The sequence below is a fragment of the Pseudomonas sp. AAC genome (assembly GCF_000725445.1).
Lineage (GTDB): Bacteria > Pseudomonadota > Gammaproteobacteria > Pseudomonadales > Pseudomonadaceae > Pseudomonas > Pseudomonas citronellolis.
The window spans coordinates 504,198-525,558 of sequence record NZ_KL647096.1; the positions used below are offsets into that span (position 1 = coordinate 504,198).

Genomic DNA, 21,361 nt, shown 5'->3' on the forward strand with positions numbered 1-21,361 from the left:
AAATAGCTGGCTCACCAACAGACCATTGCCTGAAAAGCAACAATCCGTTTTCAGGCCCAGTGCGCGGGGTCGTTCATCACCTGCTCGTCGGCGTCGAAGGCCTTGGGCAGTTCTTCCTTGAGGAACTCCACCCAGGTGCGGATCTTCGCGTCGAGGAAGCGCCGCGACGGGTAGAGCGCGAAGATCTGCCGCACGTGCAGGCTGCGCTCGGGCAACACGCGCACCAGCTCGCCCTGGCGCAGCGCCGGCGCGGCCACGTAGCTGGGCAGCAGGCAGATGCCCATGCCGGCGCGGGCGGCCCCGGCCAGGGCCTCGGCGACGTTGACCATGAAGGTGTCGCGCGGGCGGATCACGCTCGCCTCGTTGTCTTCCTCGAAGGCCCAGCCTTCCGGGAAGGTCGGGTCCTGCAGGCGCAGGCAGCGGTGCTCGCGCAGGTCCTCGATGGCGCGCGGGGTGCCGCGCTCGGCCAGGTAGCCGGGGCTGGCGCAGAGCACGCTGTAGATGCTGCCGAGGGTCTGGGCGACGTATTCGGAGTCGGGCAGTTCGCGGTCGCGGGTGATGACCACGTCCTGGCCTTCTTCGAGGATGTCCGGCTGGCGCTGGGCCAGGGTCAGCTCGATGTAGACCTCCGGGTGCTGCTGGCAGTAGCGCGAGATCAGCGGGATGAGATGCTGCTGGCCGAGCCCGGTCAACGAGTGCACGCGCAGCCGGCCGCGCGGGCGCAGGTGCGCGCCGTTGGCCTCGGCCTCGGCTTCCTCGACGTCGAGGAGGATTTCCCGGCAGCGCTGCAGGTAGCGCTCGCCGGTCTCGGTCAGGGCCAGGCGCCGCGTGGTGCGGTGCAGCAGGCGCGCCTGCAGGTAGGCCTCCAGGTCCGAGACCACGCGGGAGACCTGGGCGGTCGACAGGCCCAGGGCATTGGCGGCGGCGGTGAAGCTGCCGGCATCGACCACGCGGGCGAAGACCCGCATCGCATGTAAAGTGTCCACTGTTGCCCCGTCTGCAAAACTGAATCGCAGTATAGGGTCATTTTCCCGCGACAGTTGCCGGGTATAGTGGCAACCAGGTCGCTGCAGCAGCGATGGGTCCATCAGGCCCATCGTCTGGCACCCGGCACACCAGCCGCTTGCCAACACTCCCCCGCGCATACCCCGCTGCAGCGGCTGCCCTTTTCCTCCAAAGGCGCATGTCTTGATTGATGTGCGCCTTTTTTCGTTTGCAGGCGGCGCCGAGGTGCTTTCGTAGGATGGGTTGAGCTTGCGAAACCCATGCGGTCGCGATGATGGGTATCGCTTCGCTCAACACCATCCTACGACGGTGCGCCACGGCATCGAGGCGTGCCAGTCAGCGCGGCAGCGGGTAGAGGCGTTCGTCGAACTGCGCCAGGCGCGGGAATTCCAGCGGTTGGTCGCCCTCCAGGTGCTGCAGGCGGTCCTGGTACTGGCGCAGGAAGTCCTGGCGCGCGTCGTTGCCGATGTAGGGCACGTGCCAGGCGACGAAGGGCGGCAGCACCGTCATGCCGGTGTAGGCCAGGGTGCCGCGCAGGATCGGCCGCAGCATGTCTTCCAGCGGGCCGTGGATGGCGCCTTCGCCGAACATGTGCTCGCGCCCGCCGAGGGTGACGGTGACCAGCGCCTTCTTGCCGGCCAGGCCGCCCTGGTCGTAGAAGCGCTTGCCGCCGTAGCAGATGCCCGAGACCAGCACGCGGTCGAACCAGCCCTTGAGGATGGCCGGGGCGGAGAACCAGTAGATCGGGAAGTTGAAGATCACCAGGTCCGCCCAGAGCAGCTTGTCCAGCTCGGCCTGGATGTCGGCGGCGATGGTCTGGTGCTTGGCGCCTTCGCGCTGCTCCAGGGCGTAGACCAGGTAGTCCGGGTTGGCGCGCGCGCCGAAGTCGGCGGCGCTGGCTACCGGGTTCCAGTTCATCGCGTAGAGGTCGGAGACCTGTACTTCGTGGCCCTGGCCCTTGAGGGTTTCTTCGGCCAGCTTGTACAGCGCGGTGCTGAAGGACTGGGGTTCGTTGTGGGCGTGGATGATCAGTACGTTCATGTGGATTCCTGGCTAGAAAAGCGCTACTTGGCGGATTGGCGTACTGGCTCAGCACCCTCTCCCCAGCCCTCGGCTGCGCGCCCCGCCCTGAAGGGAGAGGGGGCGTTCGTGTTCATCCTGCAGCGCCCTCTCCCGCCGGTAGCACCGAAGCGCTTTTGCCCCCTCTCCCGCTTGCGGGAGAGGGCTGGGGAGAGGGTGCTCTTCAGGCGTTCAGAGTTGAATGGCCTTGTGTTCGACGAACTCCGCCAAACCTTCCTCGCCCCACTCGCGGCCGATGGTCTGCTCGGTGGCCGGGTTCTGCACCTCGGCCAGGCCCTGCCCTTGCGGCGCCACCCAGGCGCCGTCGATGTACAGCCGCAGGCGGTCATGCATAGCGTTTCTCCTTGAGCAGTTCGGCGGCGCACAGGGCGATGCGCCGGCAGGCCTCGCGCAGCGGCTCGGCGCCGAGCACCAGGCCCAGGCGGATGTGCCCGGCGGCGCTGGGGCCGAAGGCTTCGCCGGCCAGCACCGAGACGCCGTGGCGCTCCAGCAGCAGGTCGGCGAAGTCCTGGGCGGAGAGGCCGGTGGGGCGGATGTCGACCATCACGAACATGCCGCCGTCCGGGCGCAGCGCGCGCAGGCCGACGCAATCGGCCAGGCAGTCGAGGACCAGGTCGCGGCGCTGGCGGTAGGCCTCGCGCATGGCTTCCAGTTCCGGCAGCTGGGCTTCCAGCGCGGTGCAGGCGGCGTCCTGGATGAAGTCCGGCGAGCCGTAGAGCATGCACAGGGCGAGGTTTTCCAGGTGGCCGCAGAGGTCCTGCGGGCCGACCACCCAGCCCACCCGCCAGCCGGTCATGGCGTGAGACTTGGACAGGCTGTTGAGGGTCGCGGTGCGCTCGGCCATGCCTGGCAGGCTGGCCGGGCTGACGTGCTCGCCGTCGAAGATCAGCTCGCTGTAGACCTCGTCGGAAATCATCCACAGGTCGTGTGCGATGCACAGCCGCGACAGGGCTTCCCAGGTGGCCCGCGGCAGGCTGGCGCCGGAGGGGTTGTGCGGGCTGTTGATGGCGATGGCGCGGGTGCGCGGGGTGACCAGCCTGGCCACGTCCTCGGCCTGCACGCGGAAGCCGTGCTCGGAACGCACCGAGACCGGCACCACCTTGGCCCCGCAGGCGCCGAACACCGCCTCGTAGGTGACATACATCGGCTCGGCGACTATCACCTCGTCGCCCGGGTTGAGCACGCACTGCGCCACGGCGTAGAGCGCGCACTGCGCGCCGGCCAGCACCACGACATTGTTCGCATCCACCGCCTGGCCGCTGCGTTGCGCGTGGCGGCGGGCGATGGCTTCGCGCAGGTTGCGCTTGCCGCGCACGTCGGAGTAGTGGGTGTTGCCGGCCAGCAGGCTGTCGATGGCCGACTGCACGATGGGCGACGGGGTGTCGAAGTCGGGGTCGCCCACCGACAGCAGCAGGATGTCGTCGCCCTGCTCCAGGCGCGCCAGGGCGCGGTAGTGGATGTCCCAGGCGGCGGCGCCGTCGCCGGCGATGCGTTGGGTGAGGTTCGAGAAGCGCATGACGGGGAGTCCTTCAATGCGCCGGGGCCGCATCGGCCCCGGCGGGTGCAACGGGGCCTACTTCGCGCAGGCGTGTTTCAGCTCGATCAGGGTCACGCCGGGGTGGGCGAAGCCTTCGCGCAGGTCGCGCTCCAGCTCGTCCAGGCTCTGCGGCTGGCGCATCTCGCAGCCGTAGGCGCGGCCGAGCAGGGCGAAGTCCGGGTTGCGCGGCAGCACGCCGACCGGCTCGATATCCAGGCCGAGCATGTCGTCGCGGATCTGCCCGAGCGCGTCGTTGTTCCACAGCAGCACCACCAGCGGGCTGTCCAGCTCCTCGGTGGCGGTGGCCAGTTCCTGGGCGGTGTAGAGGAAGCCGCCGTCACCCACCAGCACCAGGCCGGGGCGCTCCGGCGCGCCGAACTTGGCGCCGATGCCGGCCGGCACGCCGTAGCCGAGGGTGCCGTAGCCGGTGGGGTGCAGCCAGCCGCGCGGCGCCTTGCTCGGGTACAGGTAGTTGGCGGTGTAGGCCAGTTGGGTCATGTCGCTGGCGATGAAGGCGTTGGCCGGCAGCGCCTTGGCGATGCGTTCGAGGATCGCCTTGTGGATAAGCTGCAGCGGCGCGTGGCTGGCATCCAGTTGCTGACGCAGCTGGGCGACGCGGTCGCTGGCGCTGCCGGCGTCACGCTTGGCGGCCGGCAGCGCGGCGAGCAGCGCTTCGGCGGTGGCTTTCGAATCGCCCAGCAGGGCCACGGCGCTGGGGTAGAAGTCGTTGAACTTGCGTGAATCGACGTCGACGCGGATCAGCTCGCCGCCCAGCGGCAGGCGCTCGCGCCAGTAGTCGGTGTCGGCCATCTCGGTGCCGATGGCCAGCACCACGTCGGCCTCGGCGATCATGTCCCAGCCGGCCTGGGTGCACAGGGTGGCGCCGGCGGACAGCGGCGCTTCCGGGGCCAGCAGGCCCTTGCCGGCGACGCTGGTGAACAGCGGCGCGGCCAGACGCTCGCTGAGCGCGGCCAGGGCGTCGACGGCGTGCAGCGCGCCGCCTCCGGCGATGATCATCGGGCGCTTGGCCGCGGCGAGTTTATCCACAGCCTGGCGCAGCGCGTCGGCGGCGGGCTGGCCACGGCCGGCGCGGCGCACCACTTCATTCGTCCAGTCGCGGGCGATGGGCGCGGCGAGCACGTCCAGCGGCACCGAGATGTGCACCGGGCGCGGGCGCTCGCTGTCGAACACAGCGTAGGCGCGGGCGATCAACTCGGGCAGGTCTTCCGGGGTCAAGGCGACCGCCGAGAAGGCGGTGATCGGCGCGGTCATGGCGCGCTGGTCCTGGGTCTCGTGCAGGCAGCCCCAGCCCTTGCCGAGGCTGGCGGTGTGGTTGACGCTGGAGATCACCAGCAGCGGCACCGAGTCGGCGTAGGCCTGGCCGATGGCAGTGGCGGCGTTGGTGACGCCCGGGCCGGTGATGATGAAGGCCACGCCGGGCTTGCCGCTGACGCGGGCGTAGCCGTCGGCCATGAAGCCGGCGCCCTGCTCGTGGCGGGTGAGCACATGGCGGATGCCGCTGCCGGGCAGGCCGCGGTACAGCTCCAGGGTGTGCACGCCGGGGATGCCGAACACGGTGTCGACGCCGTAGTTGGCCAGCAGGCGGACCAGGGCCTGGCCGCCGGTGAGGGTCTTCTGTTGTTGCATGGGCAAATCCTCGTCTGTCCGGCGACGCGTGTGATCGCCGTTCGCGCCGCAGCGCTCTTGCCCCCTCTCCCGCTTGCGGGAGAGGGCTGGGGAGAGGGGCTTTTCGCCAGCCGCATCGGTGCGTCGGCCCGCCACCCTCTCCCCCAGCCCCTCTCCCTGAAGGGAGAGGGGAGCGTTCGTGTTCCCCTTCAGGTCCTCAGGCGTCGGCCAGCCGTATGAGCGCATCCACCGCCACGGCGCCTTCGGCGTTCACCAGCAGCGGGTTGACGTCCAGTTCCAGCAACGTATCGGCGTGCTCGCAGGCGTAGTCGGCCACCGCGCGGATGGCGTCCACCAGCTTGTCCATGTCCACCGCCGGGCGGCCGCGGAAGCCGCTGAGCAGCGGCGCGCTGCGCAGGCCCAGGAGGGCGTCGCGGATGGCCGCGTCGGTGGTCGGCAGCAGCAGGCTGCGGCTGTCCTTGAGCAGCTCGACGAGGATGCCGCCGGCGCCCAGCACCAGGGCCAGGCCGAAGCCGACCTCGCGCTTGATGCCGACGATCAGCTCGGCCAGCGGCGGGCTGGCCATGCGTTCCAGCAGCACCTTGTCGAAAGCCACGCCGGGGGCGTGCTTCGCCAGGTTCTCGCGCATGTCGAACAGCGCCGCTTCCAGGGCCGCCTCGTTGCGCAGGTTGAGCGCCACGCCGCCGGCCTCGGTCTTGTGCGGCAGCTCGGCGCTGACTGCCTTGAGCACCAGCGGGTAGCCCAGGTCGGCGGCGGCCTCGCGGGCCTGGCCGGGGGTGCTGAGCACCGCGGCCGGCAGCGGCAGGCCGAAGGGTTTCAGCGCCTGCTTGGACTGCCACTCGTCGAGCAGCCGGCCCTGGCCGTCGATGGCCTGCGGGCACAGCGGCACCAGCGCCGCCTCGCCACGGGCCAGCAGCGTGTCGCGGCGCTGGCGGTAATGGGCGATGCGGCCCCAGGCGGCCAGGCCGTCTTCCACGCCCTGCAACGCCGCCACGCCGTGGCCGTGCAGCAGTTCGCGGGCGTGGGCCGGCAGCAGTTCGGGCAGCGCCGAGGCGATGAAGCCGACCTTGTCGTGGCGCTTCAGCGCTGCGCAATACAGTTCCAGCAACAGGTCGCACTGCGGGCGTTCGCCGGTTTCCTCGCCGGGGTAGTCGAGCACCAGCAACGCAGCGTCGGCCGGCGTGCGCAGGGCGCTGTCGAGCATCCGCTCCAGCGCCGGGCCGTCGCCCCAGATGGCGGTGGTGAAGTCCAGCGGGTTGGCGATGTTGGCGTAGTCCGGCAGCACCTGGGCCAGCTCGGTGCGCTGCGCGTCGACCAGCTTGGGCAGCGGCAGGCCGTTGCGTTCGGCGTAGTCGGCGATCAGCCCGGCGTCGCCGCCGGAGCAGGCCAGCGCGGCCAGGCTGGGGCCGGCCGGCAGGTTGCCGCAGGCGGCGGCCTTGAGGGTTTCGATGAAGCTCACCGGGCCGCTGACGCGGATCACCCCGAGGCGGTCGAAGAGCGCGTCGTACAGCGCGTCGGAGCCGGCCAGCGAGCTGGTGTGGCTGAGCGCCAGTTCCGCGCCTATCTGCGAGACGCCGGTCTTCAGCGCGATCACCGGGATGCCTTTCTGCAGCGCCTTGTAGGCGGCGCGGGCGAAGCCGGGGACGTTCTTCAGGCCTTCCAGGTGCAGGCCGATGGCGGTGACGCACGGCTCGTCGAGCAGCACGTCCATCAGCTCGGCCATGCCCAGTTGCGCCTGGTTGCCCACCGAGGCCATGTAGGCGATGGGCAGCGAGCGGTCGCTCATCGACAGGTTGTAGGCGAAGTTGCCGCTCTGCGTCAGCACCGCCACGCCCTTCTCGACGATGAGCCCGCCGTGGGCCACCGGCCACAGCGCGGCGCCGTGCAGGTAGTCGAGCAGGCCGTAGCAGTTGGGGCCGAGCAGGGCCATGTCGCCGGCCACATCGAGCAGGCGCTGTTGCAGGGCCTGGCCTTCGGCGCCGGTTTCGGCGAAGCCGGAGGCGTAGCAGATGGCGCCGCCGGCGCCCTTGGCGGCCAGCTCGGCGACCGCGTTCAAGGTCAGGTCGCGGTTGGTGGCGACGAACACCGCGTCCGGGCCTTCGGGCAGCTCGGCGATGCTGCGCACGCAAGGCACGCCTTCCAGCTCGTCGTATTGCGGGTTGACCAGCCACAGCGGCCCGGCGAAGCCGCCCTCGGCGCAGCGCTTGAGCGCGCGGGCCATGCTGCGGCCGCCGATGAAGGCGAGGTGACGGGGCGCCAGCAGGCGCTTGAGGTTCTCTGTGTTCATATCAGGTCTCGGTGCAAGGCTCGTTGCCCTCTCCCCCAGCCCCTCTCCCGCAAGCGGGAGAGGGGAGCGAGGATCAGCGCAGCAGCGGCCGCAGCAGTTCGCGGGAGATGATGTGGCGCTGGATTTCCGAGGTGCCTTCCCAGATGCGCTCGATGCGCGCGTTGCGCCAGATGCGCTCCACCGGGCCCTCGTCCATCAGACCCATGCCGCCGAAGATCTGCACGGTCTCGTCGGCGACCTTGCCGAGCACTTCGCTGGCGAACAGCTTGGCCATGCCGGCCTCGCCGTCGGTCATGCTGCCCTGGTCCATCTTCCACGCGGTGTGCAGGGTCATCAGCTCGGCGGCGCGGATCTGCGTGGCCATGTCGGCCAGCTTGAAGGAAATGCCCTGGTAGCTGCCGATGGCCTGGCCGAACTGCTTGCGGTCGGCCGACCATTGCAGGGCCAGGTCCATGGCGCGCTGGGCCTGGCCGACGCAGTTGGCGGCGACCATCACGCGGCCGGCGGTGAGCCAGGCGTTGGCCACTTCCCAGCCCTTGTCGACTTCGCCGAGGACCTTGGAGGCCGGCACGCGGCAGTCGTCGAAGAAGATTTCGTAGGTGTGGTAGCCCTTGTTGCTGACGCATTTCGGGCCGCGGCGCACGGTCATGCCGGCGGTGCCCTTGTCGACCAGGAAGGCGGTCACGGCGTTGCGCTTCTTGCCGTTGCGCTCGTAGCTGTCGGTGACGGCGAAGACGATGGCGAAGTCGGCGTGCCCGGCGTGGCTGATGAAGTGCTTGGCGCCGTTGATGACGAAGTCGTCGCCATCGCGCACGGCGCGGGTCTTGATCGAGTTGGCGTCGGAGCCGGCGCCCGGCTCGGTGAGGGCGAAGCAGTCGATCTTCTCGCCGTTCACGCAGGGCAGCAGGTAGTCCTGCACCTGCTGGCCCTTGCAGGCCATGAGGATTTTCGAGGGCCGCGCGACGAACACGTGCAGCGCCCAGGAGACCTTGGACAGCTCGCGCTCGACCAGCGCCTGGGACAGGTAGTCGAGGCCGCCGCCGCCGACTTCCTCGGGCATGTTGAAGGCGTAGAAGCCGGCGGCCAGCGCCTTGCCGCGAATCTGCGCGGCGAGTTCCGGCGACACCGCGTCGGCGCGGTCGACTTCTTCCTCGTGGGGCAGCAGCTCTTTCTCGACGAAAGCCTTGACCGCCTCGACGAGCATTTCCTGTTCCTGGGTCAGTTTGAAATCCATGGGGAATACCTCGCCGCTCAACGGCCTTGGAAGTGGGGGGAGCGTTTCTCGGCCACGGCGCGCAGGGCTTCGGCGGCGTCCTCGCTGCGGCCGCAGAGCAGCCCGGCGGCCTGCTCGGCCTCCAGTTGCTGGGCCAGCGTGCGGTTGGCGCCGTCGCGGATCAGGCGCTTGGTCTGGGCGAAGGCGAAGGTCGGGCCGGCGGCCAGGCGCGTGGCGAATTCGCCGACCTGGGCTCGCAACTGGTCATCGGCGACCACTTCGCCGACCAGGCCGGCGTTCAGCGCGCGCTCGGCGTTCCACAGCTCGTCGAGGAACAGCAGGCGCTTGGCTGCCTCGGCGCCGATCAGCCGCGGCAGGTGCCAGCTGGCGCCGGCATCCGGGCAGTAGGCCATGCCGGTGTAGCCGGCCTTGAAGCGCGCCGAGGCGCCGGCGATGCGGAAGTCGCAGCACAGGGTGAGGTCCATGCCGGCGCCGACGGCGGTGCCGTTGACCGCGGCAATGGTCGGCTTGTCCAGGCCGTGCAGGCGGGTCATCAGGGCGTGGGCGGTTTCGGTCCAGCCGTAGGTTTCCAGCTCGCCGCGGGCTTCGGCCTCGGCCCATTCGGCGAGGTCGGCGCCGGCGCAGAAGCTGCGGCCCTCGCCGGTCAGCACGATGACGCGCACGGCCGGATCGACGGCGTAGACGTCGAGCAGCGCGTGCAGGTTCTTCAGCGTGGGAACGTCCAGCGCGTTGCGCTGTTCGGGGCGGTTCAGGGTGATCCAGGCGATGCCGTCCTGGACCCGGCTGAGCGGGGATGCGTGAGTCATGCTGGCCTCGTTGTTGTTGTCGCATGAGGGCGGTGTTGTCCACCATACTAAACAAGTGTTCAACAAGACGGCAATGCACCCGTTCGGGGGGCTTGTAACGCCCCGCCGGGCGGCGGGAAGGCCGCGTGGTGCGGGGGCTGTGGGGTTCTTCCAGGGTTTTCCCCAGGACCTTGTTACAACTTCGCACAAACGGCCCTGCGGGCCTTCGCGGACGAAGTCTCCTACGGCTCCAGGAAGCACGGCTTTTCGTAGGATGGGTTGAGCTTGCGAAACCCATGCGGTTGCGGTGATGGGTATCGCTTCGCTCAACGCCATCCTACGAAAGGCCGAAAAGCGAAAAGCCCCGCGGGCCGGGGCTTCGTGGGTTCAGCCGATGCTCGGCACGGCCTCGCTGACTCCCTGCGGGCGCTTGCGCTTGAGTACGTAGTAGGCCAGGTAGCAGGCGGCGATGAAGCCGAAGCCCCAGTACAGCGACGGGCGCTGGGTCGGGTCCAGGGCCAGGAACACGAACAGCGAGCAACAGATGGCGATGCAGGCCAGGGGGATCAGCGGGAACAGCGGCGCGGCGTATTTCAGGTCGGCCACGCTGCCGCCCTTGGCCATGTGTTCGCGGCGGAAGCGGTACTGCGCCAGGGCGATGACGATCCAGGTGACGGTGCCGGACATCCCGCTCACCGCCATCAGCACCATGAACAGGGTGTCGGCGGCGACCACGCTGGTCAGCAACGAGAGCAGGGCGAAGGCCAGGCTGATCAGCAGCGCGTACAGCGGTACACCGCGGGAACTGAGCTTGGACAGGCCCTTGGGCGCCATGCCGGTCTTGGACATGGCCCAGAGGATGCGGGTGGAAGCGTACAGGCCGGAGTTGCCCACCGAGAGGATGGCGGTGAGGATGACGAAGTTCATCAGGTCCGCCGCGTAGGGGATGCCGACCATGTCGAACACCTGCACGAACGGGCTTTCCACCAGCCCGGCCTGCTGCCAGGGGACGATGGCGGCCAGCACGACGATCGCCAGCACGTAGAAGATCAGCACGCGGAACACCACGTTGCGCACGGCGCGGGGGATGCTCTGCTCCGGCTGGTCGGTCTCGCCGGCGGCCACGCCCATGATCTCGCAGCCCTGGAAGGCGTAGACCACCGTCATCATCACCGCGAACACCGCCGACAGGCCGTTGGGGAACAGTTGGTCGCCGACCAGGTTGTTGAGCATGGGGGCGGGCGCGCCGTCGTTGAGGTGGATGCCGCCGAAGATCACCAGCACGCCAACGATGATGAAGGCGAGGATGGCCGCCACCTTGATCCCGGCGAACCAGTATTCGGCCTCGCCGAAGGCGCGGGTGGCCAGGGCGTTGAGGGAGAACAGCACGACCACGAAGAAGCCCGACCAGAGCCAGATCGGCACCTCGGGGAACCAGCGCGTCATCAGCATGCCGGCGGCGGTGAATTCCAGGCCGACGGTGGAGGCCCAGCTCATCCAGTACACCCAGCCGATCATGAACCCGGTGGCCGGGCCGATGAAGCGCGTGGCGTGGGCCTGGAAGGAGCCGGAGACGGGCATCTGCACCGACAGCTCGCCCAGGCAGACCATCACCAGGTACATCAGCAGCCCGGCCACCAGGTAGGCCAGCACGGCGCCGGCCGGGCCGCCCTGGTTGATGGTGACGCCGGCGCCCATGAACAGCCCGGTGCCGATCACCCCGCCGAGGGACAGCATGAAGATGTGGCGGCTCTTGAGCGCGCGGGTGAGCTGGATCTTCGAATCAGACATGGCGCACCTCCGGCAAACGGCGGGCGCGGCGAAGCGGAACTCTACGTTGGATCATTGTTGTTATCTCCAATCAGTCAGAGGCCGTGGCTCGGGGCACGGGTACCGCCGGATTATTCGAAGGGGATGTAAGGTCGCGTTGAACGGCGGGATCGAAGATGTAAAAAGCTGTAAGGAATTTGTAGCGGGCTAGTCCCCACGCCCTCGGGATAACGTCCGGCTAACTCCGAAACATCCAAGCCTGCCGAACGGCCCCCTCTCCCTTCAGGGCGGGGCGCACAGCCGAGGGCTGGGGAGAGGGGGACGGAGTCAGCCGAACGCACGGAGTTCATCTGGGAGCCCGCAACCCTCTCCCTAACCCTCTCCCTGAAGGGAGAGGGGACCGTCCGTGCCTGCTGTATGCGCGTGCCTCCCTGCTGGGTCTGCGCATTCTGTGCTTTTCGTAGGAGCGAGCTTGCTCGCGAACCGCATGGCACCGCAGCCGCCGGGAGATTCGTTCGCGAGCAAAGGAATTTGTAGCGGGGGCTTTTCGGACGCATCGGCTGACGCCGAAACATCCAAGCCTGCCGATCGGCCCCCTCGCCCTTCAGGGCGGGGCGCGCAGCCGAGGGCTGGGGAGAGGGGACGGAGTCAGCCGAACGCACGGAGTTCATCTGGGAGCCCGCAACCCTCTCCCTAACCCTCTCCCTGAAGGGAGAGGGGACCGTCCGTGCCTGCTGTATGCGCGTGCCTCCCTGCTGGGTCTGCGCATTCTGTGCTTTTCGTAGGAGCGAGCTTGCTCGCGAACCGCATGGCACCGCAGCCGCCGGGAAATCCGTTCGCGAGCGAAGGAATTTGTAGCGAGGGCTTTCCGGACGCACCGGCTAACTCCGAAACATCCAAGCCTGCCGAACGGCCCCCTCGCCCTTCAGGGCGGGGCGCGCAGCCGAGGGCTGGGGAGAGGGGACGGAGTCAGCCGAACGCACGGAGTTCATCTGGGAGCCCGCAACCCTCTCCCTAACCCTCTCCCTGAAGGGAGAGGGGACTGTCCGTGCCTGCGGGGGAACGTGTGCCTCCCGGTAAGCCATGCGGCTATGCATGCCTTTCGTAGGAGCGAGCTTGCTCGCGAACCGCATGGCACCGCAGCCGCCGCGGAGTCCGTTCGCGAGCAAGCTCGCTCCTATGTATGGACTCACCCCCACCGTCAACCCGCTTTTGAACATGAAAACCCGACTGCATCTATGTATTAGGCCTGTTCGAGGAAGCCACGTCGGGCTTCTGGCCAACATTGGGTAAGCCCGCGGAATGCCGATTACAAAGAGGCCTCGAAGGCCGGTAGGAGCGTAGGCATCGATCCGCGACGGTCTGACCAGGGGTCAATGTTCTTCAGCAAGGGTTGGAGCGACTTGGCGCCCCGTTGGCGGGAACTCGTTGATCAGTGGCTCATTTCCATCTCCCGGCAAGCATTCGGCTTGCGCTGGTAGGTTTGTTCGCTGCACAGCAGCACCCAGGCGATACGCAGGTTGCGGTTGGCCAGTCGCACTGCCGCGCCCTTGCGCCCCAGACGTTGTAGCCAGCGCTGCAGGCGCCGATCATCCGGGTGTTCGGAATCGGGCCGCAGTTGCTTCAACACCGCATGCGAGCCTACGACCATCAGGCTGCGCACATAGGCGTCGCCACGTTTGGTCATCTTGCCCAGCCGCACCTTCTGCCCGCTGCTGTGCTGGTCGGGCACGATGCCGAAGTAGGCAGCGAACTGACGCGCATTGGCGAAACGTTCCGGCTCGACCTGTTTGGCCAGCAAGGCCGTAGCCGTGATCGGACCGATACCACGTACCGTCATCAGCCGTTTGGCTGTCGGGTCGGCGGCGGCACAGGCTTCCAGACGCCCGGTCAGCGCGGCGATACGCTCGCCCAGCCGTTTCCATTCGTTCAGCATCTCGTCGATCAGCTCGCGCAGCAGCGCCGGCAACGGCTGTCTAGCGTCTTCCAGCACCCGGGTGACACCTTGCTTCAAGCCCACATCCCCCTGCGCCAGGGCGATACCCTGCTCCAGCAGCAGCCCGCGGATCTGATTACCCATGGCGGTGCGCCGCCGCACATAGCCCCGCCGGACACGGTGCCAGGCCTGCATCGCCAGTGCCGCGACGCTCTTCACCGGCACCGACGCAATACTGCTATCCCGGCCCGCCCGCAGAATGGCGTGGGCATCATTGCGATCATTCTTCGCTCCGCTCCGGTGCTCGGCCACCCGCTGAGCCGGCAGGATACGCACCAGGTTGCCCTGCGCCTGCAGCAGCCGGGCCCAGGCTTGTGCTCCAGGACCGGTTTCCATCAGCACCGTCACGCCCTCCGGCAGCTTCTGCAGAAACACCTGAAACGCTTCACGCGACTTGATTCGCTGTTCGTATGCCAGTTGACCCTGGGCGTCTTCCCCCGCCACCTGGAAGACCTTTTTCGCCAGATCCACGGCGACTGTCGTGCACACCGATACATCGGTTGCAGACACCGGCTTATTCATCGTCGTATGCTTTTTCATGGACTCACCCTCACTGTCGGTGGCTTCTTAGACCGCCATCGTGGCGCCTCGACGCCTCGGTGAGGGTGAGTCCATCCAATTACAGGAGGTGCGTCCTGGCGGCGTGGAGTTGCGTGTCGAGCCTTTCGGCCCAGGCTTGCAGGGGCTCGCCGGCCAGCGCCGCTTCTTCCAAGCCGTGCAGGCATTCGCCGAGCCCGCGCAGGCCCATCGAGTGGCAACTGCCCGCCAGGCGGTGGGCCAGCCCGGCGGCCTCGCTGGCGTCGCCGGCGCGGATGGCTTCGTGCAGCAGCGGCAGCTGTTGCGCCAGCAGGTCGCGCAGCACGCCGAGCAGTTCCTTCACCCGGTGCTCGCCCAGCAGTTCACGGTGGGTCGCCAGCACCTGCTCGTCGATCACCCCATCCACCTCGCGCCCGGCCAAAGGCGCGTGCAGGTTGGCCAGCGCACGGCGCAGGTCGTCGACCCGCAACGGCTTGGCCAGCACGCCTTGCATGCCGGCTTCGAAGTAGGTGCGCACCAGCGCCGGCTGCACGCTGGCGGTGAAGGCGAGGATCGGCGTTTCCCGGTTGCGCCCGCCCTCCTGGCCACGGATCGCCCGGCACAACTCGATACCGCCCAGGCCCGGCAGGTGCATGTCCAGCAGGATCAGGTCGAAGGCCTGCTCGCGACAGGCGACCAGCGCCGGTTCGGCATCCTCGGCCAGGCGCACGGCGTGACCGTCGCGCTCCAGCAGCCCCTGGGCCACTTCGCGATTGAGCGGCACGTCCTCCACCAGCAGCACGCTCAGGGCACGTTCGCTGCGCGGGGCCGCCTGCGGTTCCACCACGGGAGCCAGCGCGGCTTGCAGCTCGACCTCGAACCAGAAGGTGCTGCCCTGCCCTTCCCGGCTGCGCACGCCGATGCGCCCGCCCATGGCTTCCACCAGGCGCTTGCTGATGGCCAGGCCCAGGCCGCTGCCGCCGTAGCGGCGGGTGACTTCCTCGCTGGCCTGGGTGAAGCGTTCGAAGATGCGCGCCTGCACCGCCTCGGGAATGCCGATGCCGTCGTCGACCACGGCGAAGCGCAGGCGCTGGCCTTCGCCCTGCTGCGCCAGCAGTTCCACCTCCACGCGCACTTCGCCGCCCTCGGTGAACTTCACCGCGTTGGCCACCAGGTTGCTCAGCACCTGGCGGAGGAACTGCCCGGCGCCGCGGCAACGGCGGCGCACATCGTCGTCCAGGTGCAGCGACAGGCGCGTGGCATTGGCCGCCGCGCGGGGCTCCAGCAGCGTCAGCACTTCGTCGAGCAGTTCGCCGAGGTCGAAGTCCACCGGCTCCGGCAGGCTGGCGCCGTCCTCCAGCTTGGCGAAGTGCAGCACTTCGTTGAGCACTGCCAACAGGCCCTCGCCGGCCTTGTGCAGGGCGTGCAGGCGCTTGCGTTCCAGCTCGCCCAGGGGCGCGTCGCGCAGCAGTTCGGCCATGCCGAGGATGCCGTTGAGCGGGGTGCGGATTTCGTGGCTCATGGTGGCCAGGAAGCGGCTCTTCGCCTCGTTGGCCGCCTCGGCCTCGTCCTTGGCCCGGCGCAGGCTGGCGGTGCGCCGCTCGACCTGGCGCTGCAGTTCGTCGCGCTCTTCGCGCAGGGCCTGGCGCATGTCGTCCAGGGAATGGGCCACGGTGTCGAGTTCGTCGGCCTCGGCGCGGATGCGCTTGTCCAGGCGCAGCGGCTGCTGCAGGTCGCCGCCGGCCATGCGCCCGGCGAACTCGGCCATGCGCTCCAGGTGGCGCGTCACCAACTTGTGGAACAGCCAGCTCAGGGCCACCGCCAGGCCGCAGAGGAACAGGCCCATCCACAGCAGGTTGCTCAGCCCGCCGTGCCACAGGCGGCGGTACACGGCGCCCTGGTCGATGGCCACGGCCAGCTCGCCGAGGGCGCGCAGTTCGCCGTCCGGCGGCTGGTAGCTGAGCGGGAAGTGCTCGACGCGCAGCGGGCCGGGAGCCTGGATGTCGCCCTGGATCAGGTTGAAGTCGGCGCTGGCGAGGCTCGCCCAGGCGATGTCGGGGAAGTCCACCAGGCCGTGCAGCTGCACGTTGAGCTGGGCCTGGTTGAGGTCCCACAGGCTGCGCTCGAAGCTGGCCAGGTAGCCGCTGCGGATCAGCTCCAGGCGGGTTTCGATGTCGCGCATCTCGCGGCGGTATTCCAGGTACAGCTGCAGCGCGCCGGCCAGCAGGGTGAAGCACAGGCTGAAGCCCAGCACCCGCAGCAGCAGGCGCCGCGCCAGCGGGCCGGGGGCGCGCAGGGCCCTCATGGTTGCGCCCCGGCGGCGAGCATGGCGCGGTAGTCGCGCTCGCTTTCGTCCAGCCAGCGCGCCAGGCTGCCGTCGGCCTGCAGGCGTTGCAGGGCCTTGTCGATCTCGCCCAGGTGCGCCTGCAACGGCGAATGCCGCGACACCGCCAGGCGCAGGTAGTCGACGGTGATCGGTTGCGGCGCGTCCACTATGTCCGCGCCGCCGGGCAGGCGCTCGACCAGCAGCCGCCCGGTGCGCCGTTCGTAGGGGATGAAGTCGATGCGCTGGCGGACCAGTTTGCCGAAGTTCTGCGTGCTGTCGGAGACGTACTCGATGTTGTCGTGGCTGGCGACGAAGCGGTCGAACGCGGCGCCGTAGCTCTCGCCGAACAGCAGGCCGCCGCGGTAGCGGGAAAGGTCGTCCAGCGTCTGGAAGCGCACCGGCTTGCGGCGGTTGTAGAACAGCGCCACCTCCTCGCGCAGCACCGGCGCCTCGGCGAAGGCCAGGCCCTGGTCGCGCTGCGCCGTGCGGTAGGCCAGCACCACGTCGACGCGCCCGGCGGCGGCATCCAGCAGGCAGCGTTTCCAGTTGCCAAGCACCACCACCTGCACGTCGTAGCCGAGCCCGCCGAGCACGCGCTTCACCACCTGTGGCGCCAGCCCGCGCACTTCATGGCCGTCGCTCCAGGACACCGGCGGGTACACCGGATAGTCGCAGTAACGCACGCGCTCGGCGGCCAGCGCCAGGCCACCCCGGGCCAGAGCGAGCAGCGCCAGGGCGAGCAGGGCCAGCCAGCGCACGTTCAGGCGTCGCTGGGGGCGGCGGTGAACAGGTAGCCGGCGCCGTGGATGGTGATGATCAGCTCGGGTTCGGCCGGATCGTCGCGCAGCTTGCGGCGCAGGCGGCCGACCAGCACGTCGATGGAGCGGTCGTTGGGCAGCCACTCGCGGTTGCGGATCTGGTCCATCAGTTGGTCGCGGCTGAGGGTGTGGCCGCTGTTGCGCAGGAACACGCTGAGCAGCTGGAACTCGCCGTGGGTGAGCAGGGTTTCGCCGCCGTCGCGGTCGACCAGGCGCCGGCGGTCCGGGTCCAGGCGCCACTGGGCGAAGCGCTTCAGCGGCTGGCGCACCGGCGTGGCCGCGGCCGGGGCGCGGGCGTGGCGCACGCGGCGGATCAGGTTCTTCGCCCGCGATACCAGCTCGCGCGGGTTCGGCGGCTTGATCACGTAGTCGTCGGCGCCGCATTCCAGGCCGACGATGCGGTCGATGTCGTCGTTGCGCCCGGTGATCAGGATGATGCCCACCTCCGAGCGCACGCGCAGTTCGCGGGTGAGGGTCAGGCCGTCCTTGCCGGGCAGGCGGATGTCCAGCAGCACCAGGTCGAAGGGCGGGCCGCCCTGCTCGGCTTCGGCCAGGCTGGCCTCGGCCTGTTCGGCGGTGCTGGCGCAGGCCACCTCGTAGCCCTCCCCGGCGAGGTAGGACTGGAGGAGTTCGTGGATCAGCGGATCGTCATCGACGATCAGTACACGGGGAGCCATCGCCAGTACCCTGCTGCGGCCGCCGGCGAGGTCGCGGCGGATTTCTTATTAGAAGATGGACGCCCGTGGGAAATTTCCCAGGGGCCAGCGCAGAGTAGCGATTGCTGAACGGCCGATCAACAGTCCGACGGCCGACGGCTGAAGCGCTGCCGCCCGCCGGCCTGCAGGCCGTCGACCCAGGCTTCGCAGACCTGGATGCCCTGCTCGGGGCTGAAGGTATTGGGGTTCAGCCCGGATTCCAGCCACAGGCCGTCGAGCATGGCGGACAAGGCGATGGCGGCGAGGTCGGCGTCGAAGTCGGCCCAGCCTTCCTCTTCGGCCAGTTGGTTCAGCGCCTGGGCCAGCAGGGCGCGGTACTCGCCGTAGGAATGGTCGTGGGCGCGGTTGATCGCCTCGGCGGTCTTCACCGCGCCCCAGAACGCCAGCCAGGCATCGAGCAGCTGCGGGTCGAGCAGTTCGGCGCTGAAGGAAGCACGGAAGAACGCCGACAGGCGCGCGCGAGGGTCCGGCGCGGCCTGGTCGATGGCTTCGCGCAGCAACTGCATGACGCGCCCGGTGACCGTCAGATAGGCCTCGGCCACCAGCTCGTCCTTGCCCGCGTAGTGGTGGTTGATCAGCCCCACCGAAACCCCGGCCTCGGCGCAGATCTTGCGGATCGACGCGCCCTGGAAGCCGTGCTGCTTCAGGCACGCCAGGGTGGCCTCGATCAGCAGCGCCTTGCGCTGTTCGGGTTCCAGCCGGGAAAAGCGCACTGCCTGGTTCATCGCCTGCCGCTCCTGTGTCCGAGGCCGCCAATCTGAACGAATGTGCAACAGCATACCAGCCCCACCCACCCATTCGGGGAATGGCCCGGCGACGGCCGGCGGCGGACAGTGGCCACAGCCGACACGACCCTCGAACAACAACCACAGGTGGGAGTGACATGTACAAATCCTGCGCAGCGATCCTGGGCACGGCCCTGCTGCTGAGCCCCTTGCTCGGCCAGGCCGCGGACGCCGACGGCGCCAAAACGCTGAGGCTGTACAACTGGACCGACTACATCGGCGAGCACACCATCGCCGACTTCGAGAAAGCCACCGGGATCAAGGTGGTCTACGACACCTTCGACTCCTACGAGACGGTGCAGGGCAAGCTGCTGCCCGGCCGCTCCGGCTACGACCTGGTGGTGCTCAACGCCGCGCTGGTGCCGCCGCTGCTCAAGGCCGGGGTGTTCCAACCGCTGGACAAGAGCAGGCTGCCCAGCTGGAGCAACCTCGACGCCGAGGTGCTCAAGCACCTGGAGCACTACGACCCGGGCGTGCAGTACTCAGCGCCCTACACCTGGGGCAGCAACGGCATCACCTACAACATCGAGAAGATCAGGCAGCGCATGCCCGACGCGCCCATCGGTTCGCTGGCGATGCTGTTCGATCCCAAGGTGGTGTCGAAATTCGCCGACTGCGGGGTGACCATCATCGACTCGCCCACCGACGTCATCCCGCTGGCCCTGGCCTACCTCAAGCGCGACCCGAACAGCGCCAACCCCGAGGACCTCAAGGCCGCCCAGGACCTGCTGCAGTCGATCCGCCCGTACATCCGCAAGTTCGACTCCACCAGCTACCTCAACGGCCTGGCCAACGGCGACCAGTGCATGGCCATGACCTGGTCCGGCGACTACGCCACCGCCCAGGCCCGCGCCGACGAGGCCGGGGCCAAGGTCAAGCTGGGCTACTTCGTGCCCAGGGAAGGCTCGCTGATCTGGTTCGACGACTTCTACATCCCGGCCGACGCGCCGCACGTGGCCAACGCCCACAAGTTCATCGAGTACATGCTGCAGCCGAAGGTTGCCGCCGACGTCAGCGACTACATCCGCTACGCCACCAGCAATGGCGCGGCCAAGCCGCTGCTGGCCGCCGAGGTGCGTGACGATCCGGCGATCTACCCGGATGCCGAGACGCGTTCGCGGCTGTTCACCCAGAAGGTCCAGGGGCCCAAGGCCACGCGGCTGATCACCCGGACGTGGAATGCGGTGAAGACGGGGACCTGATGAGCTGACTTTCAAGAGCCCCCTCTCCCCAGCCCTCTCCCTGAAGGGAGAGGGGGCAGTCCGCAGTGCGCGGCTAGCAAGGTGTTGTCCTGATAGCTGGAGATGCTGCCCGACCAACAAGGAGTTTCGCAGTTGCCGAACACTCCGAACGGTCCCCCCGCCCTTCAGGGAGCGGGTCAGGGAGAGGGAAACGGAATTAACGAGATGAAACCGCACTATCGAGGTACTGCCATGACCACCCCATCCGCCGCCTTCTTCGCCCAGTTCGATGACGAAAAGCTGGTCGCCGCCGACAAGGCCCACTACGTGCACGGCTACCACGTGTTCGACGACCACCGCGAGAACGGCGCGCTGAACATCGCCGCAGGCCAGGGCGCCTACATCTACGACACCAAGGGCAACCGCTACCTGGACGCCGTGGGCGGCATGTGGTGCACCAACATCGGCCTGGGCCGCGAGGAAATGGCCGAGGCCATCGCCGAGCAGGTGCGCCAGCTGGCCTACTCCAACCCCTTCTGCGACATGGCCAACGTCACCGCCATCCAGCTCTGCGAGAAGCTCGCCGAACTGGCCCCGGGCGACCTCGACCACGTGTTCCTCACCACCGGAGGCTCCACCGCCGTGGACACCGCCTACCGGCTGATCCAGTACTACCAGAACTGCCGCGGCAAGCACGCCAAGAAGCACATCATCAGCCGCGTCAACGCCTACCACGGCTCGACCTTCCTGACCATGTCGCTCGGCGGCAAGGTGGCCGACCACCCGGCCGAGTTCGACTTCCTCAAGGACTTCATCCACCACATTTCCTGCCCCAATCCCTACCGCGCGCCGGCGGGCATGACCGAGGGCGATTTCCTGGAATTCCTGGTCAAGGAATTCGAAGACAAGATCCTGGAACTGGGCACCGACAACGTGGCGGCCTTCTTCGCCGAGCCGATCATGGGCTCGGGCGGCGTGATCATCCCGCCCAAGGGCTACCACAAGCGCATGTGGGAGGTGTGCCAGAAATACGATGTGCTCTACGTCGCCGACGAGGTGGTGACCTCCTTCGGCCGCCTGGGCGCGTTCTTCGCCTCCGAGGACGTGTTCGGCATGCAGCCGGACATCATCACCACCGCCAAGGGCCTGACCTCCGGCTACCTGCCGCTGGGCGCGTGCATCTTCTCGGAGCGCATCTGGAAGGTGATCGCCGAGCCGAACCAGGGCCGCTGCTTCAGCCACGGCTTCACCTACAGCGGGCACCCGGTGAGCTGCATCTCGGCGCTGAAGAACATCGAGATCATCCAGCGCGAGAACCTGCTGGAGCACGTCAGGGACGTCGGCGCCTACCTGGAGCAGCGCCTGAAGGAGCTGGCCGAGCTGCCGCTGGTGGGCGACGTGCGCTGCCAGAAGCTGATGGCCTGCGTCGAGTTCGTCGCCGACAAGCGCAGCAAGACGCTGTTCCCCGAGGAGCTGAACATCGGCGAGAAGATCCACCTGCGCGCGCAGAAGCGCGGCCTGCTGGTGCGCCCCATCGTGCACCTGAACGTGATGTCGCCGCCGCTGACCATCACCCGCGAGCAGGTCGACGAGGTGGTCGACAGCCTGCGCGAGGCGATTCTCGAAACCGCCGAGGACCTCAAGCGCAGCGGCGACTACGCGGGGCACTGATGCGCGG

15 protein-coding genes and 1 pseudogene are annotated in these 21,361 nt (G+C 68.4%); 2 read left to right on the forward strand and 14 right to left on the reverse strand.

Annotation, left to right across the window (positions count from 1 at the left end; translation table 11 throughout):
- Positions 1 to 50: 50 nt before the first annotated feature.
- The 14 genes and pseudogenes from FG99_RS12100 to FG99_RS12160 all read right to left on the reverse strand — a co-directional run bounded on the left by FG99_RS12100 (position 51) and on the right by FG99_RS12160 (position 18,442).
- Complete coding sequence (locus FG99_RS12100; protein WP_043269850.1) at positions 51 to 986, reverse strand: LysR family transcriptional regulator; 936 nt, start codon at positions 984 to 986, stop codon at positions 51 to 53.
- A gap of 355 nt (positions 987 to 1,341) precedes the next feature.
- On the reverse strand, positions 1,342 to 2,046 hold the full coding sequence (locus FG99_RS12105; RefSeq protein WP_043269852.1) for an NAD(P)H-dependent oxidoreductase: 705 nt from the start codon (positions 2,044 to 2,046) through the stop codon (positions 1,342 to 1,344).
- 210 nt (positions 2,047 to 2,256) lie between these two features.
- Positions 2,257 to 2,418, reverse strand: coding sequence for a hypothetical protein (locus FG99_RS32080; RefSeq protein ID WP_156060070.1), 162 nt, complete (start codon positions 2,416 to 2,418; stop codon positions 2,257 to 2,259).
- Positions 2,411 to 3,601: a pyridoxal phosphate-dependent aminotransferase gene (locus FG99_RS12110; protein WP_043269854.1), complete on the reverse strand. Its 1,191-nt coding sequence runs from the start codon at positions 3,599 to 3,601 to the stop codon at positions 2,411 to 2,413. Before FG99_RS12110 ends, FG99_RS32080 begins: the two co-directional genes overlap by 8 nt.
- Before the next feature lie 57 nt (positions 3,602 to 3,658).
- Positions 3,659 to 5,321: pseudogene (locus FG99_RS12115) on the reverse strand (5-guanidino-2-oxopentanoate decarboxylase).
- Between the two features lie 144 nt (positions 5,322 to 5,465).
- Positions 5,466 to 7,556, reverse strand: coding sequence for an acetate--CoA ligase family protein (locus FG99_RS12120; protein ID WP_043269859.1), 2,091 nt, complete (start codon positions 7,554 to 7,556; stop codon positions 5,466 to 5,468).
- A 73-nt stretch (positions 7,557 to 7,629) separates the two neighbouring features.
- Positions 7,630 to 8,790 carry an acyl-CoA dehydrogenase family protein gene (locus FG99_RS12125; RefSeq protein ID WP_043269862.1) on the reverse strand — a complete coding sequence of 387 codons (1,161 nt, stop codon included), beginning with the start codon at positions 8,788 to 8,790 and terminating at the stop codon, positions 7,630 to 7,632.
- Positions 8,791 to 8,807: 17 nt separating this feature from the next.
- The gene (locus tag FG99_RS12130; protein ID WP_043269863.1) at positions 8,808 to 9,596 is read right to left on the reverse strand and encodes an enoyl-CoA hydratase/isomerase family protein; all 789 of its coding nucleotides are present in this window, start codon (positions 9,594 to 9,596) and stop codon (positions 8,808 to 8,810) included.
- 366 nt (positions 9,597 to 9,962) lie between these two features.
- Entirely contained in the window at positions 9,963 to 11,366 is a 1,404-nt protein-coding gene (locus tag FG99_RS12135; protein ID WP_043269865.1) for an amino acid permease, read from the reverse strand.
- Between the two features lie 1,411 nt (positions 11,367 to 12,777).
- Positions 12,778 to 13,863 (reverse strand): IS110 family RNA-guided transposase, encoded by a 1,086-nt coding sequence (locus tag FG99_RS12140; RefSeq protein WP_081884568.1) that lies wholly within the window; start codon positions 13,861 to 13,863, stop codon positions 12,778 to 12,780.
- A 97-nt stretch (positions 13,864 to 13,960) separates the two neighbouring features.
- Positions 13,961 to 16,162 carry an ATP-binding protein gene (locus tag FG99_RS12145; protein WP_081884611.1) on the reverse strand — a complete coding sequence of 734 codons (2,202 nt, stop codon included), beginning with the start codon at positions 16,160 to 16,162 and terminating at the stop codon, positions 13,961 to 13,963.
- Positions 16,159 to 16,947: a substrate-binding periplasmic protein gene (locus FG99_RS12150; protein WP_371263866.1), complete on the reverse strand. Its 789-nt coding sequence runs from the start codon at positions 16,945 to 16,947 to the stop codon at positions 16,159 to 16,161. Before FG99_RS12150 ends, FG99_RS12145 begins: the two co-directional genes overlap by 4 nt.
- Positions 16,944 to 17,684 carry a response regulator gene (locus FG99_RS12155; RefSeq protein WP_141766263.1) on the reverse strand — a complete coding sequence of 247 codons (741 nt, stop codon included), beginning with the start codon at positions 17,682 to 17,684 and terminating at the stop codon, positions 16,944 to 16,946. Before FG99_RS12155 ends, FG99_RS12150 begins: the two co-directional genes overlap by 4 nt.
- 110 nt (positions 17,685 to 17,794) lie before the next feature.
- Positions 17,795 to 18,442, reverse strand: a complete 648-nt coding sequence (locus FG99_RS12160; protein WP_043269869.1) for a TetR family transcriptional regulator C-terminal domain-containing protein — start codon at positions 18,440 to 18,442, stop codon at positions 17,795 to 17,797.
- 158 nt (positions 18,443 to 18,600) lie between these two features.
- Here FG99_RS12160 and FG99_RS12165 point away from each other — a divergent pair, with 158 nt between their 5' ends.
- Both FG99_RS12165 and FG99_RS12170 read left to right on the forward strand, forming a co-directional pair.
- Positions 18,601 to 19,704, forward strand: coding sequence for a polyamine ABC transporter substrate-binding protein (locus tag FG99_RS12165; protein WP_043269871.1), 1,104 nt, complete (start codon positions 18,601 to 18,603; stop codon positions 19,702 to 19,704).
- A 231-nt stretch (positions 19,705 to 19,935) separates the two neighbouring features.
- Positions 19,936 to 21,354, forward strand: coding sequence for an aminotransferase (locus tag FG99_RS12170; protein ID WP_043269873.1), 1,419 nt, complete (start codon positions 19,936 to 19,938; stop codon positions 21,352 to 21,354).
- Positions 21,355 to 21,361: the final 7 nt, after the last annotated feature.

Bases quoted from the DNA above. Each gene is read 5' to 3' on its own strand.
- FG99_RS12105 (WP_043269852.1), bottom strand. From the start codon at position 2,046: ATGAACGTACTGATCATCCACGCCCACAACGAACCCCAGTCCTTCAGC.
- FG99_RS32080 (WP_156060070.1), bottom strand. From the start codon at position 2,418: ATGCATGACCGCCTGCGGCTGTACATCGACGGCGCCTGGGTGGCGCCG.
- FG99_RS12110 (WP_043269854.1), bottom strand. From the start codon at position 3,601: ATGCGCTTCTCGAACCTCACCCAACGCATCGCCGGCGACGGCGCCGCC.
- FG99_RS12120 (WP_043269859.1), bottom strand. From the start codon at position 7,556: ATGAACACAGAGAACCTCAAGCGCCTGCTGGCGCCCCGTCACCTCGCC.
- FG99_RS12125 (WP_043269862.1), bottom strand. From the start codon at position 8,790: ATGGATTTCAAACTGACCCAGGAACAGGAAATGCTCGTCGAGGCGGTC.
- FG99_RS12130 (WP_043269863.1), bottom strand. From the start codon at position 9,596: ATGACTCACGCATCCCCGCTCAGCCGGGTCCAGGACGGCATCGCCTGG.
- FG99_RS12135 (WP_043269865.1), bottom strand. From the start codon at position 11,366: ATGTCTGATTCGAAGATCCAGCTCACCCGCGCGCTCAAGAGCCGCCAC.
- FG99_RS12140 (WP_081884568.1), bottom strand. From the start codon at position 13,863: ATGAATAAGCCGGTGTCTGCAACCGATGTATCGGTGTGCACGACAGTC.
- FG99_RS12145 (WP_081884611.1), bottom strand. From the start codon at position 16,162: ATGAGGGCCCTGCGCGCCCCCGGCCCGCTGGCGCGGCGCCTGCTGCTG.
- FG99_RS12160 (WP_043269869.1), bottom strand. From the start codon at position 18,442: ATGAACCAGGCAGTGCGCTTTTCCCGGCTGGAACCCGAACAGCGCAAG.
- FG99_RS12165 (WP_043269871.1), top strand. From the start codon at position 18,601: ATGTACAAATCCTGCGCAGCGATCCTGGGCACGGCCCTGCTGCTGAGC.
- FG99_RS12170 (WP_043269873.1), top strand. From the start codon at position 19,936: ATGACCACCCCATCCGCCGCCTTCTTCGCCCAGTTCGATGACGAAAAG.